Raw genomic sequence first — 15,383 nt, forward strand, 5'->3', positions numbered from 1 at the left:
TAGTGGCGCTGACGCTTCCCTTTGTCCTGGTGGTCTGGCTGTTTGTTCTGGCCAGCCCCCTGTTCACGCGGCTCCGGCTCGCGGGCAATCCATGATAACTCCTGTACCCCGGCTCGCCGGCTCACTCAAACGAGCCGGATTCGCTCTGCTTTTAATAGCTGCCTGCGCCCGTCCCGCCTTGGCTGCGGCCACATTTGATGAAGTAAAACGCGAATTTCGGCCTTCCGACACGCTGATCCTTGCTAGAGATGGTGAAGTCATCCAGCGCCTGCGCACCGATGCGACGGTGCGGCGCGGCCAGTGGGTGGCGCTGGCCGATGTGTCGCCGGCGCTGCGCACGGCCATGGTACTCAGCGAAGACAAACGGTTTTACGAGCACAGCGGTGTCGACTGGCGTGCCGTATCAGCAGCCGCCTGGGGCAATTTGTGGAACACCAAAACCCGTGGCGCATCCACTCTCAGCATGCAACTGGCTGGTTTGCTGGATGAAGACTGGCGCGCCAATGCCGGCGGCCGCAGCCTGACGCAGAAAATCGGCCAGACCGTGTCGGCCCAGGTGCTGGAGACGCGCTGGCGCAAGGACCAGATCCTGGAGGCTTACCTCAACCTCGTACCTTTTCGCGGCGAGATTGTCGGCATAGATGCGCTGAGCCGCACCTTGTTCGGCAAGGCCGCGCACGGGCTGGATGAACGTGAAGCCGCCATCGCCGCCGCACTGGTGCGTGCGCCCAATGCCAAGACGGCGCAGGTGACGCAGCGCGCCTGCGGTGTGCTCAAAACCATACAAGCCCCAGCCAAAGTAGATTGCGATGGGCTGGACCTGTTTGCCACGGCGGCGCTGCAACGCAAGGCATTTGATGCCTCCGAAGGGATTGCGCCGCACCTGGCCCGCAGGCTCATCTCCGTTCGGGCTGAGCCTGTCGAAGCCATGCGCGGAAAAACCAGCACATCCACAAGCTCAGTGCGAACGGCGACGTCAACCTTGCGCGCCCCACTCCAGCGCTTTGCAGTGCAAACACTGAGTCAACAGTTGCGCGAACTGCGCGGCCGCCATGTGGAGGACGGTGCCATCGTGGTGCTGGACAATGCCACAGGCGAGGTGCTGGCCTGGGTCGGTTCGTCCGGCGAACTCAGCAGCGCAGCAGAGGTCGATGGCGTGCTGGCGCTGCGCCAGCCGGGCTCCACACTCAAACCCTTTTTGTATGCCCAGGCAATTGCCGAAAAGCGCATGACCGCCGCGTCGCTGCTGGACGATTCACCCGCCAACATCCAGACGGCCGGTGGCCTGTACATTCCGCAAAATTACGACCACCAGTTCAAGGGACTGGTGTCGGCGCGCACGGCACTCGGGGCATCCCTCAACGTGCCCGCCGTGCGCACGCTGGTGATGGTGTCGCCGGATGCCTTCCAGAAGCAGCTCGCCGCTGTTGGCATTCCGCTCAAGGAGTCCGGCGACTATTACGGTTACAGCCTGGCACTGGGCAGCAGTGAGGTGTCGCTGCTGTCGCTGGCCAACGCCTACCGCACGCTGGCCAATGGCGGGCGTTACAGCGCAACATCACTGGTGCGCAAACCAAAACCGGAATTCAAACCGGCGCTGGACCCTGGCGCGGCCTTTATCGTCACCGACATCATGGCCGACCCGCTGGCACGCGCCCGCACCTTCGGCACTGACAGCATCCTGGCTACCCGCTTCTGGACGGCCGTCAAAACAGGCACCAGCAAGGACATGCGCGACAACTGGGCCATGGGGTTTTCGCAGCGCTATACGGTCGGTGTGTGGGTCGGCAACTCCGGCGGTGCGCCCATGTGGGACGTGAGCGGCACCAGCGGCGCGGCACCCATCTGGGCGGCACTGATGAACTACCTGCACAGGGCAGAACCCAGCCGCGCGCCCACACCGCCTGCGGGGCTGGTACTGGCACGCACGCAGTTTGGCAACCAGCTTGAGGCCTCGCGCGACGAATGGTTTGTCAAGGGTACGGAACAAACCCTTTTCGCTATTAATTCGATAGCTGATGGCGCGCACAGCAAGCCGGCCAGGGGCCAAAAACGCATAAAAAATGCGGCTCCCGAAGATGAAATCGCCCCGCGCATCACCGCGCCCACGTCCGGCACCATCATTGCGCTGGACCCGGACATTCCCCCCACGCGCCAGCGCGTGAGCTTCAGCGCCCAGGGGCATAACCTGCGCTGGGTGATGGACGGCAAACCGTTTGCGCGCGGCGAGCAGGCCCAGTGGCTGCCCTGGCCGGGCCGGCATGTGGTGCAACTGCTGGACGCCAATGGCAAGGTGGTTGACGAAATACGGCTGGAAGTGCGCGGGGCGGGTATCAAAACAGCCGCATCGCAGCGCTGACCCCGGACCACGCACAATCAGGCCATGAATGAACAGATAGACCTGATCACCCTGCGCGTGATCGTGACCGCGGCGGACCTGGGCTCCATCAGCGCCGCCAGCGACCGCCTCAACCTTGCAGTGGCCGCTGCCAGCACGCGCATCTCGGCGATGGAAGAATCGCTCTCTTTCCGGATTTTCGAGCGCTCCTCCCGCGGCGTGCAGCTCACGCCCGCAGGCCGCATGATGGTGCAGCGCAGCCGTGAATTCCTGACCGATGCCGATCGCCTGTCGGTAGACCTGTACGACTACAGCCAGGGACTGCAAGGGCATGTGCGCGTGCTGGCCAACACCTCGGCCATGCTCGAAGTCCTGCCGGGGCTGCTGGAAAAATTCATGCACAGCCACCCGCTGATCCGCATAGACCTGGAAGAGCAAAGCAGCCCGAACATTCCCGTTGCCGTGCTGGAAGGCCGCGCAGACCTGGGCATCGTGGACCTGAGCAACGCACCGCCGGGCCTGGCCCTGCGGGACTTTTTCAGCGACACCCTGGTGCTGATCACGCCCACCCACCACCGCCTCGCGCGGCTCACCCAGCTGGCCCTGAAAGACGCACTTGACGAGGACTTCATCACCCTCACCGACGGAACCGCCCTGACGAACCGGCTGATGGCCTCGGCCGCCGAAGCCGGCAGGCCCATCCGCATCCGCATGCGCATGCGCGGCTTTGACGCCGTCTGCCGCATGGTCGCCGCTGGCCTGGGCGTGGGTGTGCTGCCGATGGAAGCCATAGAGCCGCAACGCGCCTGGCTGCCCATCAAGGCCATGCCGCTGACCGACCCCTGGGCCAGGCGCACACACCGCATTGCAACGCGCAGCAGCGTGCAGCTGTCGCCCGCCGCGCGCACGCTGATGGAGGCCTTGACACGCCAGTCCGGGGTTTCCACCGCCTAAGCCGCTTTCGCGAACGGCGAAAGCCGCTTTCTGGCTGCATGCTTGCCGGGCTTTAACCGGTTTCCTAAACTGGCCCTATATCTAATACAGGGCCGGAAAGCAGGCCAGGAGACTTCATGAAAATCACACGCGTCAGCGCCACGCCGCTGAACCTGCCCGTATCCGTCAGCATTTCGGGCCGCACAAAAAACACTTCCCTGTCCATTTGCCTGGTCACCATAGAAACCGACAGCGGCATCACGGGCACGGGCATGACGGCCATTACCGAAGAAGAGGTGGTGGCCAGCATCGTCAACGACATTGCTTCCCACGCACTGGAAGGCCAGGACCCGATGCGCCACGAGCTACTCTGGGAAAGGCTCTACTGGCTGCTCACGCCGCGCGGCCAGTCCGGCTACGCCAGCCACGCCATCGCCGCGCTGGACCTGGCGCTCTGGGACATCAAGGGCAAGGCCCTGGGCCAGCCCTGCTGGCGGCTTCTGGGCGGTGCCCGCTCGCAGGTGCCGGTGTATGCCACCTTCGGTTTTGCATTTTTCGACCGCGATGAACTGGCCGATGCGGCCAAGAGCTGGGTCGGGCGCGGCTTCACGCGCCTGAAAATGACTGTCGGCCACCATGGCCTGCAGCGGCGCGACGAACCCCGGCCACTTGCCGAGGTGATAACCGAAGACGTGCAGCGCATACGCGCCGTGCGTGAGGCCGTGGGCCCGGATGTCGAGCTGTACATTGACGCCAACTGCAGCCTGGACTACTTCCACGCGCAGTCGCTGGCGCAACGGGTAGAGCAATACGGCATTACTTTTTTCGAAGAGCCGGTGTCGCAGAACGACATCCCCAACCTCGTCAAGCTGCGCGCCAAAACCTCCATCCCGCTGGCGGCCGGGCAAAACGAGGGGCTGGCCAGCCGTTTCCGCGACATGCTGGTAGCCCAGGCGGTGGACGTGGTGCAACCGAATGCCTGCATCACCGGAGGCTTCACGCAGTGCAGCCGCGTTGCCGGCATGGCCGCCGCCTTCAACACGCGTTTTGCCAATGGCGGCGCCTGGCCGCACCACAATATGCACCTGCATGCGGGACTGGCCAATGGATCACTGGTGGAATACCACTCGGTCGCAGTGGACTGCTGCAAACTCGTCTTTGACGGCCTGCCCGAACCCACCAACGGCTGGCTCACCCTGCTGGAAACCCCGGGACTGGGCTTTGAGCCCAACATGGAACGCGTCAAGGAGTTGGCCAAACGACCTGGTTCGCGCGGCGTTGGCAAGGCCTGAGCCCACACTTTCACCATAACGACAAGGAGACAAGCATGACCCACCCGACTTTCCCCCCAATCTCCCGGCGAACGCTGCTGGCCGCCGGCCTGGGCACGCTGGCAGGCACCGCCGCGCAGGCCCAGGCCGCCTACCCCAGCCGGCCGATACGGCTGATGGTCGGCTACTCGGCCGGCGGCGGGATAGACGCGGTGGCGCGCCTGCTGGGCCCGCGCCTGTCGACGCTGCTGGGCCAACAGGTCGTGGTGGAAAACCGCGCCGGCGCCTCAGGCCTGATTGCCGGCGACCTGGTGGCCAAGGCCGCGCCCGATGGCTATACCCTGTTCCTGGGCGACAGCTCGGCGCTGATCGCCCAGCACCTGCAGGCCCGCATGAGCTTTGACCCGATCAAGAGCTTCGCGCCGGTGGCCGGCGTCTTCAAGCTGCCGCTGCTGATCGTGGCCAACAACGAATTCCCGGCACGTACGCCGACGGAGTTCCTGTCCGCCATGAAGGCCGCCCCGGGCAAGTACTCCTATGCCACCTCGGGCGTGGGTCAGGTCCAGCACCTGGGCTTCGAGATGCTCAAGGGGCGCACGCAGAGCTTCGTCGTCCATGTACCCTACCGCGGCGCGGCACAGATCATGCCTGACGTGATCAGCGGCCAGGTGCCGCTGGGCGTGGTCAGCGCCACCGCCGGCATGGCGCAGGTCAAGGCCGGGCGCGTGAAGGCCATCGCAGTGATGAGCCCGATCACGCTGGCCGGAGCGGAGAACGTGCCGCCGCTGTCCAGCGTGCTGCCCGGCTTTGACGCCGCACCGCGCATCTACATCGCCGCGCCGGCGGGTACGCCGCAAGCCGTGGTGGACCAGCTCAGCGCAGCCCTGCAAAGCGTGATGTCGGCCCCGGACATGGCCCAGATCGCCGCCCAGCAAGGCGCCGTGCCGGCTTTTGTGCCCGCAGCGCAGATCGCTGCGGACCTCAGGCGCGAATCCGCGATGTGGGCCAAAATCATCCGCGAACAGAAGATCAGCGCCGAGTAAGCCGGCGCAACGGGCGGCGCGCAGCGGGCGGGCATGAAAAAATTTACACCCGCACGCCAGCCGCACAAAAACTTTCAACCCGCCAGGCCGGCGAAATGGCTACGATGGCGTCAGGAGTTACCCATACATGTCTGTCATCACCACCATTGAAGATCTGCGCGTTCTGGCGCAAAAACGCGTTCCGCGCATGTTCTACGACTACGCCGACTCCGGCTCGTGGACGGAAGGCACCTACCGCGCCAACGAAGCGGATTTCAAAAAAATCCTGTTGCGCCAGCGTGTGGCCGTGAACATGGAAAACCGCTCGACGCAAACAAAAATGCTGGGCCAGGACGTCGCCATGCCGGTGGCCATTGCACCCACCGGCATGACCGGCATGCAGCACGCCGACGGTGAAATCCTGGGGGCGCTTGCGGCGAAAAAATTCGGCATCCCCTTCACGCTGTCGACCATGAGCATCTGCTCCATCGAAGACATTGCCAAGGCGACCGGCGGCCACCCCTTCTGGTTCCAACTGTATGTGATGCGCGACCGCGACTTCATCGAACGCCTGATAGACCGCGCCAAGGCCGCCAACTGCTCGGCCCTGGTGCTCACGCTGGACCTGCAGATCATCGGCCAGCGCCACAAGGATTTGAAAAACGGCCTGAGCGCGCCGCCCAAGCTGACAATACCCAACATCATCAACATGGCCACCAAACCGCGCTGGTGCATGGGTATGCTGGGCACGCCGCGCCGCAACTTCGGCAATATCTTCGGCCACGTCAAGGGCATAGAAAACATGGGCTCGCTGTCGGAGTGGACCAACAAGCAATTCGACCCGGCGCTCTCATGGAACGATGTGGAGTGGATCAAGAAACGCTGGGGCGGCAAACTGGTCCTAAAGGGCATACAGGACGTGGAGGACGCGCAGCTGGCGCTAAACAGCGGCGCCGACGCGCTGATTGTCTCCAACCACGGCGGCCGCCAGCTCGACGGTGCGCCGTCCTCGATCTCGGCCCTGCCGGCCATTGTCGATGCCGTGGGCAGCCGCATGGAAGTGCACATGGATGGCGGCATCCGCAGCGGCCAGGATGTGCTCAAGGCCCTGGCGCTGGGCGCCAAGGGAACCTACATAGGCCGTTCGTTCCTCTATGGCCTGGGCGCCATGGGCGAGGCCGGCGTGACCAAGGCGCTGCAGATCATCCACAGGGAACTCGACCTGACCATGGCTTTTTGCGGCCGCACGGACATCAGGACAGTTGACAAAAGCATACTGCTGCCCGGCACGTACTGATCTGCTGGCCGGCATTGCTGCCGGCCAGCAATCATTGCCTAGCGTGTCTCTTCTGCCAGCCAGTACGCCGCGTATTCCTTTCGCAGCACATTTTTCTGGACTTTCCCGGTCGCGGTCGATGGCAGGACCTCGACAAAACGCACGGCCTTGGGCACCTCGAATCCACCCAGCAGCGCGCGGCAGTGTTCGATGATGATGGCCTCGTCGCAGGTGGCGCCGGGCTTGCGCACGACGAAAGCGCTCACGGCCTCGCTCCAGTGCGGGTGCGGCAGGCCAAGCACGGCTGCACCGGCCACATCCGGGTGGGCCAGGATGGCAGCCTCGACCTTGACGCTGGCCACGTTCTCGCCACCGGTCTTGATCATGTCCTTCTTGCGGTCCAGAAACAGCATCTGCCCACCCTCATCAACCATACCAAGGTCGCCGGTGTGGTGCCAACCGAATTTTTGCGCCGCCTGCGTGGCCTGTGGGTCCTTGAAATAACCCAGCATCACATTGGGGCCGCGGTGCACGATCTCGCCAACCTGGCCCGCAGGCAGCAGTCGGCCTTCGTCGTCCATGATCGCTGTTTCGCAGACGCTGGCGGACAAGCCCCAGTAGTTTGCCTCGCGCTGCGGGTTGTCTATCGGGCTGAAGCTCATGGTGGCCGGGTAGATCTCGGTCTGGCCGGTGGCCAGCAGGATGTTGGATGTCATCTTCTGGGCGATTTGTGCAATCAGCGGACGCGGCATGGGCGCCATGGCGTAGATGCACAAACGCATCGCCGAATAGTCCGGGCTTGCAAACCCCTTGTCCGCCAGCAGCGCGGCGTACATCATCGGCAAGCCGACAAACATCGTGACCCGCTCCTGCGTGGCGATGCGCGCCACCTCGGCAGGCACAAAAGCCCGGCTCAACACAATGCAGGCACCTGCGGCACAGGCACTGGTTGCCAGCACATGCTGCGCGCAATGGAACAGGGGCAGCAGCCCGGTCAGCACGTCCATGTGCGTGTAGCCGAAATCCGCCACATTGCCCACGGCAGCGCAGTGGACCGAGGCGTGTGTGTGCACCACGCCCTTGGGGTTGCCGGTGGTGCCGCTGGTGTACATGATCAGTGCCGGCTGCATGCCGTCGATATCACACTCGGGCAGGCTGGTCGGCTGCCCCTGCAGCGCAGCGCCCAGCGTGATGCCGCCTTGATGCCCGGACCCGGCCATGGTCACGATGACCGGCAGTGCCAGCGCATCCAGCAATTGAGCCATGCCGGGCTGCGCGCGTATGGCCTCGTCCACCACCAGGCAGGCGACTTCGGCGTGGCGCAGGATGTAGCCGATCGCATCCACATCAAGCTTGAAGTTCACCGGCACCCAGACATTGCCTGACTTGTGGATGCCGTGTGTAGCAACCACCATGTCAGCCGAATTGGCGCACAACATGCCGACCTGGCAGCCGCTGCCGACAAGCTGCAGCAGGTAATGCGCAAACTGCGAACTCTGCGCATCCAGCTCGGTATAACTCATGCGCTGGTCACCGTCCACGATGGCGGTACGCCGGCCCCATTTTCGGGCGGTGCGGTACACCAGGTCACCGAGGGCTACGCGGCGGATGCGCCTGGCTTCGGCTGAAAGTGGCATGTCTATCATTTTTTTGTCTCCTCTAAGGGTTTTATGGAAAAAAGGCCGGCGCGCCTTTTATGCTTTTTGCGCCTTCAACTGCTGTCCCGCAGCTTCAATCATGGGTTTGACGCTTTCAAGGGCGCCACCGCCGTCGCAGGGAATCACCGTGCCGGTCATGTACGAGGCGGCATCCGTAGAAAGGAACATCGCGAGATGGGCGATGTCGTCGGTTGTTCCCATGCGGCCCAGCGGCACCGAGCTGCGCACCATCTCCTGGCCGCTCTGGCTTTGCGGCGAGAGCCTGCGCATGCCTTCCGTGCCCTCAATGGCACCGGGCGAGATCGCGTTGATACGTACACCTGCGGGGCCCCATTCCAGTGCCAGCACACGCGTGAGCTGGTCTACACCGGCCTTGGCGGCGCACACATGGGCCTGATAGCGCATGGGAATGACCGACTGAGGCGCCGTGATGTTGATGATGCTGGCGCCGGGTTTTTTCAGGTAAGGATAGGCCCGGCGCATGACGTGGAAAGTACCGTTCAGGTCAATGTCCACCACCACCTTGAAACCGTTGGAAGACAGGTCGTTGACCTCGGCCAGAAAATTGCCCGCCGCGCCCGAGACCAACACGTCGATATCGCCAAAACGCTCATGTGCCCTGGCCATGGCCCGGCCCACGCTCTCGTCATCACGCACATCGGCGACCAGGCCCAGCGCCTGTGCGCCAAGGGCGGTCAGCGTGGCCACCGCGGCGTCCACGTTCTCCTGTTTGCGGCTGGCCACCGACACATGTGCACCGGCTTTTGCAAAACTGCAGGCGATGCCCAGGTTGATGCCGGTGGTGCCGCCAAAAACCACCACGTGACGGCCCGTGAAATCAAAGCTGATTGACATGAATACTCTCCTTGTAGTTAAAAAATCCTGGCACAGAAAGTCTCTATTCCGTGCGCAGGGCGGCTTTTTGAATCTTCCCGGCAGGGGTCATGGGCAACTGGGTGCGAAAGACAACCTGCCTGGGCACCTTGTAGTCCGCCAGACGATTGCGGCAAAACTCCTGGATCTCCTGTTCAGTCACATTGCGGCTTTCTTTACGAATGATGTAATAGCGCCCCACCTCGCCCAGCACCTGATCGGGCACGCCTATGCCGGCCACCATCAGCACATCGGGATGCATGGCAATGACGCCTTCGATTTCAGCCGGATAGACGTTGAAACCGCCCTGTATGTACATGTCCTTTTGCCGTCCCATCAGGTAGATCAGGCCGGCATCGTTCAGGTAACCCAGATCGCCGCTGTGCAGCCATCCTTGCGCATCAAAGGTACCCGTGCTTTGCTGCGCACCAACGTAAGCGGGAATCACACTCGAGCCTCGGAACCACAGCTCGCCCACTTCGCCGACAGGCATGTCCGCCCCTGCCGCGCTGACCACCCGGACCTCGGCGCCTGCCAGCGGCTTGCCGATGGAGCCCAGCAATTCGTCCTGGCTGCAGTCCCAGGGCGTCATCACGATAGCGCCAGAAGACTCGGACAGGCCATACAGATTCATGATGCTCACACCCGGCACGGCAGCCTGCAAGCGGGTCAGCAGGGCAGCCTCGACATTCGAACCACCGATGATGACCAGCCGCACACGGCTGAAATCGGCCGTGGCAAGCTTTGGGCTCATCAGCAGCAAGGTGATCATGGTCGGCACGCCGACAAACAGGGTGGGCGGATGGCGTTGCATCATGCCCAGCACTGCATCAGGGCTGAAGGCCGGCACCAGCTCGCAGCTTCCGCCGGCCAGCATCATGGACAGCACACCGCAAGTGATCCCGCCCACATGGTTCAGCGGCATGGCCAGTTGCATCAGGTCGTCGGGTGACATATGCGTGTGTTGGGACTGCGCCCTGGCGGATGCCAGCTGGGAGCGGTGCGTCAGCCCGGCGGCCTTGGGCTGGCCTGTGGTGCCCGAGGTGTAAATGATCATCACCAGGTCATCCGCATCAGGCGGTGCGCCTGCAGGCTGCCGCGCCGTGCCTTTTGCTGGCGCCAGCAGGTCGGAGAAATTCACGCCGCCGCCGGCCTGCGGCTCGCCCACATAGATGGTGTGTTGCAGGGCCGGAAAGCGCTGCCGGCCTTCCGCGAAAAACTTCACGTAGTCAAAGCCGGAAAACTCCCGGGGCGACACAACAGCCTTGATCCGGCTGTCGTTGAGCATGTAGTCGATCTCGTTGTCGCGGTAACGGACACTCATGCCAACCACGACGGCTCCAATTTTTGCCGCGGCAAAGTAGGTGTAAATCCACTCGATCTGGTTCAGCAGGATGACGCCTATGCGATCGCCCTTGCCCAGACCCATGGCCTGGAATTGCACGGCCAGCTTGCTGGTCACAGCGTCAACCTCCTGCCAGCTGTATTTTTTCTCTCCGCAGATATAAGCAGTCTGGTGGTGTGTTTCAGCCGCCAGTGCGAGTGCAGCACCCACGGTGCCTGGTAATTGCTTTGTTGTCATTGCATCTTGTGTAAATGTGAAATCAAAAATCGCACAGACAGGCAGGCAGGGCCATCACAGTCCCCACTGGCGCGCCGCCAGGTCTTTCATGATTTCTTCGGCGCCACCGCCAATCATCATGACCTTGACCTCGCGGTAAATGCGTTCGCTGACAGTGCCGCGCATAAAACCCATGCCGCCCAGGATCTGCACCGCCTGGTCGGCGCAGAACTGCATGGTCTGCGTCGCGTGGTTTTTCAAAATGCACACCTGCCCTATCCAGTCGGCACCGGTGTCGCCGGCATCGGCACGCGCGGCCAGCACCTCCAGCCACGCGGCCGTGGACTGGATGCGCATCTGCATGTCTACCAGCTTGTGGCGTATGGCCTGGTGGCCTACCAGCGGGCTGCCAAAAGTCTTGCGCTGGCGCGCCCAGGACAAGGCCTCGTCATAACAGGCATGGCTGAAACCCAGCGCAGCTGCGGACATGCCAAAACGTTCTGCATTGAAGTTACCCATGATGATGCGAAAGCCCTCACTCTCCTCGCCCAGCAGGTATCGCGCCGGCACACGCACGCCGTCAAAACGCAGGAGTGCCGTGTCAGAGCACAGCCAGCCCATCTTGTCGAGGCGGGTGCGCGACAGGCCCGCACTGTCGCCCGGCACCAGCAGCATCGAGATGCCCGCCGCACCCTTGCTGCCGGCTTCGCCTGTACGCACGGCCACCGTGATCCAGTCGGCTCGCATGCCCGACGTGATGAAGACTTTTTCGCCATCGATCACATAGTCGTCGCCGTCCCTTCGCGCCGTGGTGCGCAGCGCCGCCACGTCGGAACCGCCGCCTGGCTCGGTGATGGCCAGGGCCGCAATTTTCTGGCCGGCCAGCACCGGTGGAATCACCTCGCTGCGCACCGCCTCGCTGGCGTGCGCCAGCACCGGCGGCAGGCCTATGTTGTGCGACAGCAGGCTGGCCAGCACCCCGCCGCTGGCGCCGTAGCGGCACAGCGCCAGCCACAGGTCCATGCGCAGGGCGTAAGGTGCAGGTGTGCCGCCATAGGCCTCGGGGTAACCCAGCCCGAGCAGGCCCAACTCGCCCGCACGCAAATACAGGCTGCGCGGAAACTCTCCGGCCTCATCCCAGACCGTGACGTAGGGTGCGATTTCGCTACGCGCAAAACGCTCGACCGTGTCGGTGATGGCGGCGCGCTCGGCCTTGAGATCAGCTGATGAGCTCATGCACGTGGCTCCTTGGTGGCATCGGTGGCAGCCACCGCAAAACGCACCAGAACCTGCCCAGGCGTGACCTGCTGGCCGGCACTCACAAGCACCTCGGCCACGGTAGCTCCGGCGCTGGCGGCCAGGCTGTGTTCAAGTTTCATGGACTCAATCACCACAGCTGTTTCGCCCGCCGCCAGCACCTGGCCAGGCGTGGCCGACACCTGCACCACACGGCCGTTGAAGGGCGCGCGCAATTCGGTGGCGCCAGCGCCCGCGCCGGATCGCGCTGCGGGCATGAACGAGACATCTTCCTGCCACCAGTCCACCGCACCCGCCTGCATATGCCAGCGCTGCCCGCCCGCATGGACCACCCGCACACGCTGCGCCACGCCAGCCTGCACGTACTGCACAGCGCCATCGGGCTGTATGGAGAGTTGCAATCGGGCTGGCGGCGTCTCACGATCAGCATCGACGCTTGCAGCTTGCACTTGCAGGGCGCCCGCACCCAGGGCTTGCACCGCCAGCGCCGTTGTAGTGCTGCGGTAGCGCAGGCGCACCGGCCGCGGGAAGGGGCAAGACAGGCTCCAATCAGTCGAATTTTTGGTAAAAATGGCCGCCAGCCCACATTTTTCGTGCGCAAGCAGCTCCTTTTTTAATAGCGATTCGCGCACCGTATCGGCCTCGGACGCAAGGAATGAAATCAACGCCTGCCCGGCGCGGAATTGCGGGTGGTCCAGACATTCGGCCAAAAAGGCCCGGTTGGTCGGCAGGCCCAGCAATTCCAGCTGGCCCAGGGCCTGTACCAGGGCGCTTATGGCCGCCTCGCGTGTGGCGGCATGGACTATGAGTTTGCCCAGCATGGCGTCGTAATATGGCGAGACTTCGGTACCGCATTCGATGGCATGGTCAAAACGCAGCGTGGAGCGCGCATCCGTGCCCCTGGGCACCACGGCAAACGCGCCTGCGGCCGGGGCGGAAAAATGCAGCACGCGGCCCGTGTGCGGTGTAAAACGCTCGTCTTCGGCGCACAGGCGGACTTCAATGGCATGGCCCTGCAGGCGCACCTCAGGCTGGGCCAACGGCAGCGGCTCGCCGCGCGCCACGCGTATCTGCCACTCCACCAGGTCCAGCCCGCTCAGCGCCTCGGTCACCGGGTGCTCCACCTGCAGGCGGGTGTTCATCTCCATGAGATAGAAGGCATTGCCCTCCATCAAAAACTCCACCGTACCTGCCCCCGTATAACCTGCCCCCTGAGCCAGCGCCACGGCGCAGGCGCCCATGCGCTCACGCAGGGCCGCGTCTACCGCCGGGCTGGGCGCTTCTTCAATGATTTTCTGGTGGCGCCGCTGCACCGAGCAGTCGCGCTCACCCAGGTGGATGCAGTGGCCAAGCGTGTCGGCAAACACCTGTACCTCGACGTGGCGCGGGTGCAGCACGGCGCGCTCGATCAACAAGTCGCCATTGCCAAAACCGGCCAGCGCTTCGGAACGCGCGCTGGCAAGCGCGGCGGGCAATTGCGCAGGCTCGTTCACCAGCCGCATGCCGCGCCCGCCACCGCCCGCCACGGCCTTGACCATCACGGGGTAACCGACACGCGCGGCCTCGCTCACAAAACGCGCTTCACTCTGATCCTCGCCCGCATAACCCGGCAGGCAGGGCACGCCCTGCGCCGCAGCCAGCGCCTTGGCGGCGGATTTACTGCCCAGCGCACGGATGGCGGCAGGCGGTGGGCCAATCCAGCACAGGCCGGCGTCCTGCACAGCCTGGGCAAAACCGGCGTCTTCACTGAGGAAACCATAGCCAGGATGGATGGCATCGGCGCCGGTGGCTCTCGCGGCCTCCAGCAGACGATCAACGCGCAGGTAACTCTCGGCCGAAGTGTTGCCGCCCAGCGCAAAAGCCAGCGTTGCCTCGCGCACATGCAGCGCCTGCGCATCGGGTTCGGAATACACCGCCACGGTCTCAATGCCCATGGCATGTGCGGTGCGGATGACGCGCCTGGCAATCTCGCCGCGATTGGCGATCAGGATTCTTTTCATTGATATGCGCCTTTCAGGCTATGCGCTTTTTGGCGATGCCCATGGTCTTGGCGATAATGCCCATCATGACCTCGTCGGCACCGCCGCCTATGGAGCCCACGCGGCCGTCGCGGTACAGGCGCGAGATGCGGTTCTCCCAGGTAAAGCCCATGCCGCCCCAGAACTGCAAACAGGTGTCCGCCACCGTGCGGGTCAGGCGGCCGGCCTTGAGCTTGGCCATACTGGCCAGTTGCAGCACGTCCTGGCCCTGCACGTACAGGTCGCAGGCATTCCAGGTCAATGCGCGCAGCGCCTCAACCTCGGTCTGCAATTCGGCCAGTTTGAACTGCACCCATTGCTGGTCAGCCAGGGTAGAGCCGAACATCTTGCGGTCCTGCGCCCATTCGATGGTGTCGCGTATGCACTGGTCGAACGTGACCAGGTTGCTGGCGGCAGCCCACAGCCGCTCTTCCTGGAACTGCTGCATCTGGTAGATAAAGCCCTGGCCTTCCTGGCCTATGAGGTTGCGCTGCGGCACGCGTACTTCGTCAAAATAGATCAGGCCGGTGTCGCTGCTGTTCATGCCGATCTTGCGGATCTTCTTGGCAACCTCTATGCCCTTGGTGAGCTTGCCCTTGGGGCCATCGCGCATGGGCACCATCACCAGGCTTTTGTTCTTGTGCGCGGGGCCGTCGCTGGTGTTGACCAGCATGCACATCCAGTCGGCCTGCAGGCTGTTGGTGATCCACATCTTCTGGCCGCTGATGATGTAGTCGTCGCCGTCCTTGCGTGCATGACTTTTGATTGCCGACACGTCGCTGCCGGCGCCCGGCTCTGACACGCCTATGCAACCCACCATGTCGCCCGCGATGGCCGGGGCCAGGAACTCGCGGCGCAACTCGTCGCTGCCGAAGCGCGCAAGCGCCGGCGTGCACATGTCGGTCTGCACGCCAATCGCCATGGGCACACCGCCGCAGTTGATATGGCCCAGCGTCTCGGCCATGGCCAGGCCGTAGGAGTAGTCCAGCCCGGCGCCGCCGTATTCCTCGGGCTTGCACAGACCCAGCATGCCCAGATTGCCCAGCTTCTTGAAAACCTCGTGCGCCGGGAATATTTCGGCCTCTTCCCATGCGTCGACATGGGGGTTGATTTCCTGCTCGATGAAACGTTGCAGGGTTTTCTGGATTTCGCGGTGTTCGTGCGTGAATTGCATGG

At 63.6% G+C, this 15,383-nt stretch carries 11 protein-coding genes; 5 read left to right on the top strand and 6 right to left on the bottom strand.

The features are described 5' to 3' along the window. Window positions 1-91 precede the first annotated feature (91 nt). The 5 genes from pbpC (at window position 92) to ACFQND_RS25205 (ending at window position 6,861) form a co-directional block, all read left to right on the top strand. Window positions 92-2,359: a penicillin-binding protein 1C gene (pbpC, locus tag ACFQND_RS25185; protein ID WP_371438790.1), complete on the top strand. Its 2,268-nt coding sequence runs from the start codon at window positions 92-94 to the stop codon at window positions 2,357-2,359. A 24-nt stretch (window positions 2,360-2,383) separates the two neighbouring features. Continuing rightward, entirely contained in the window at window positions 2,384-3,292 is a 909-nt protein-coding gene (locus ACFQND_RS25190; protein WP_371438791.1) for a LysR family transcriptional regulator, read from the top strand. Between the two features lie 116 nt (window positions 3,293-3,408). Next, complete coding sequence (locus ACFQND_RS25195; protein ID WP_371438792.1) at window positions 3,409-4,563, top strand: mandelate racemase/muconate lactonizing enzyme family protein; 1,155 nt, start codon at window positions 3,409-3,411, stop codon at window positions 4,561-4,563. Between the two features lie 35 nt (window positions 4,564-4,598). Continuing rightward, on the top strand, window positions 4,599-5,585 hold the full coding sequence (locus tag ACFQND_RS25200; protein ID WP_371438793.1) for a Bug family tripartite tricarboxylate transporter substrate binding protein: 987 nt from the start codon (window positions 4,599-4,601) through the stop codon (window positions 5,583-5,585). A 127-nt stretch (window positions 5,586-5,712) separates the two neighbouring features. Then, window positions 5,713-6,861 carry an alpha-hydroxy acid oxidase gene (locus tag ACFQND_RS25205; RefSeq protein ID WP_371438794.1) on the top strand — a complete coding sequence of 383 codons (1,149 nt, stop codon included), beginning with the start codon at window positions 5,713-5,715 and terminating at the stop codon, window positions 6,859-6,861. Window positions 6,862-6,899: 38 nt separating this feature from the next. Here ACFQND_RS25205 and ACFQND_RS25210 read toward each other — a convergent pair whose 3' ends face one another. The 6 genes from ACFQND_RS25210 to ACFQND_RS25235 are packed head-to-tail and all read right to left on the bottom strand — an operon-like array spanning window position 6,900 to window position 15,381. After that, on the bottom strand, window positions 6,900-8,486 hold the full coding sequence (locus tag ACFQND_RS25210) for a class I adenylate-forming enzyme family protein (protein ID WP_371438795.1): 1,587 nt from the start codon (window positions 8,484-8,486) through the stop codon (window positions 6,900-6,902). A 48-nt stretch (window positions 8,487-8,534) separates the two neighbouring features. Continuing rightward, the gene (locus ACFQND_RS25215; RefSeq protein ID WP_371438796.1) at window positions 8,535-9,353 is read right to left on the bottom strand and encodes an SDR family oxidoreductase; all 819 of its coding nucleotides are present in this window, start codon (window positions 9,351-9,353) and stop codon (window positions 8,535-8,537) included. Window positions 9,354-9,396: 43 nt separating this feature from the next. Beyond that, window positions 9,397-10,953, bottom strand: a complete 1,557-nt coding sequence (locus ACFQND_RS25220) for a class I adenylate-forming enzyme family protein (protein WP_371438797.1) — start codon at window positions 10,951-10,953, stop codon at window positions 9,397-9,399. A 54-nt stretch (window positions 10,954-11,007) separates the two neighbouring features. Next, window positions 11,008-12,168, bottom strand: a complete 1,161-nt coding sequence (locus tag ACFQND_RS25225; RefSeq protein ID WP_371438798.1) for an acyl-CoA dehydrogenase family protein — start codon at window positions 12,166-12,168, stop codon at window positions 11,008-11,010. Then, window positions 12,165-14,189 carry an acetyl/propionyl/methylcrotonyl-CoA carboxylase subunit alpha gene (locus tag ACFQND_RS25230; RefSeq protein WP_371438799.1) on the bottom strand — a complete coding sequence of 675 codons (2,025 nt, stop codon included), beginning with the start codon at window positions 14,187-14,189 and terminating at the stop codon, window positions 12,165-12,167. Before ACFQND_RS25230 ends, ACFQND_RS25225 begins: the two co-directional genes overlap by 4 nt. Window positions 14,190-14,202: 13 nt before the next feature. Further along, window positions 14,203-15,381 (bottom strand): acyl-CoA dehydrogenase family protein, encoded by a 1,179-nt coding sequence (locus ACFQND_RS25235; protein WP_371438800.1) that lies wholly within the window; start codon window positions 15,379-15,381, stop codon window positions 14,203-14,205. Window positions 15,382-15,383 lie beyond the last annotated feature (2 nt).

This window comes from Polaromonas aquatica, assembly GCF_042659145.1.
Taxonomy (GTDB): Bacteria; Pseudomonadota; Gammaproteobacteria; order Burkholderiales; family Burkholderiaceae_C; genus Polaromonas; species Polaromonas aquatica.

What these genes read in the sequence shown, in the direction of transcription:
- pbpC (WP_371438790.1), top strand. Translation starts at nt 92, where the DNA reads ATGATAACTCCTGTACCCCGGCTCGCCGGCTCACTCAAACGAGCCGGA.
- ACFQND_RS25195 (WP_371438792.1), top strand. Translation starts at nt 3,409, where the DNA reads ATGAAAATCACACGCGTCAGCGCCACGCCGCTGAACCTGCCCGTATCC.
- ACFQND_RS25230 (WP_371438799.1), bottom strand. Translation starts at nt 14,189, where the DNA reads ATGAAAAGAATCCTGATCGCCAATCGCGGCGAGATTGCCAGGCGCGTC.
- ACFQND_RS25205 (WP_371438794.1), top strand. Translation starts at nt 5,713, where the DNA reads ATGTCTGTCATCACCACCATTGAAGATCTGCGCGTTCTGGCGCAAAAA.
- ACFQND_RS25190 (WP_371438791.1), top strand. Translation starts at nt 2,384, where the DNA reads ATGAATGAACAGATAGACCTGATCACCCTGCGCGTGATCGTGACCGCG.
- ACFQND_RS25210 (WP_371438795.1), bottom strand. Translation starts at nt 8,486, where the DNA reads ATGATAGACATGCCACTTTCAGCCGAAGCCAGGCGCATCCGCCGCGTA.
- ACFQND_RS25220 (WP_371438797.1), bottom strand. Translation starts at nt 10,953, where the DNA reads ATGACAACAAAGCAATTACCAGGCACCGTGGGTGCTGCACTCGCACTG.
- ACFQND_RS25200 (WP_371438793.1), top strand. Translation starts at nt 4,599, where the DNA reads ATGACCCACCCGACTTTCCCCCCAATCTCCCGGCGAACGCTGCTGGCC.
- ACFQND_RS25225 (WP_371438798.1), bottom strand. Translation starts at nt 12,168, where the DNA reads ATGAGCTCATCAGCTGATCTCAAGGCCGAGCGCGCCGCCATCACCGAC.
- ACFQND_RS25235 (WP_371438800.1), bottom strand. Translation starts at nt 15,381, where the DNA reads ATGCAATTCACGCACGAACACCGCGAAATCCAGAAAACCCTGCAACGT.
- ACFQND_RS25215 (WP_371438796.1), bottom strand. Translation starts at nt 9,353, where the DNA reads ATGTCAATCAGCTTTGATTTCACGGGCCGTCACGTGGTGGTTTTTGGC.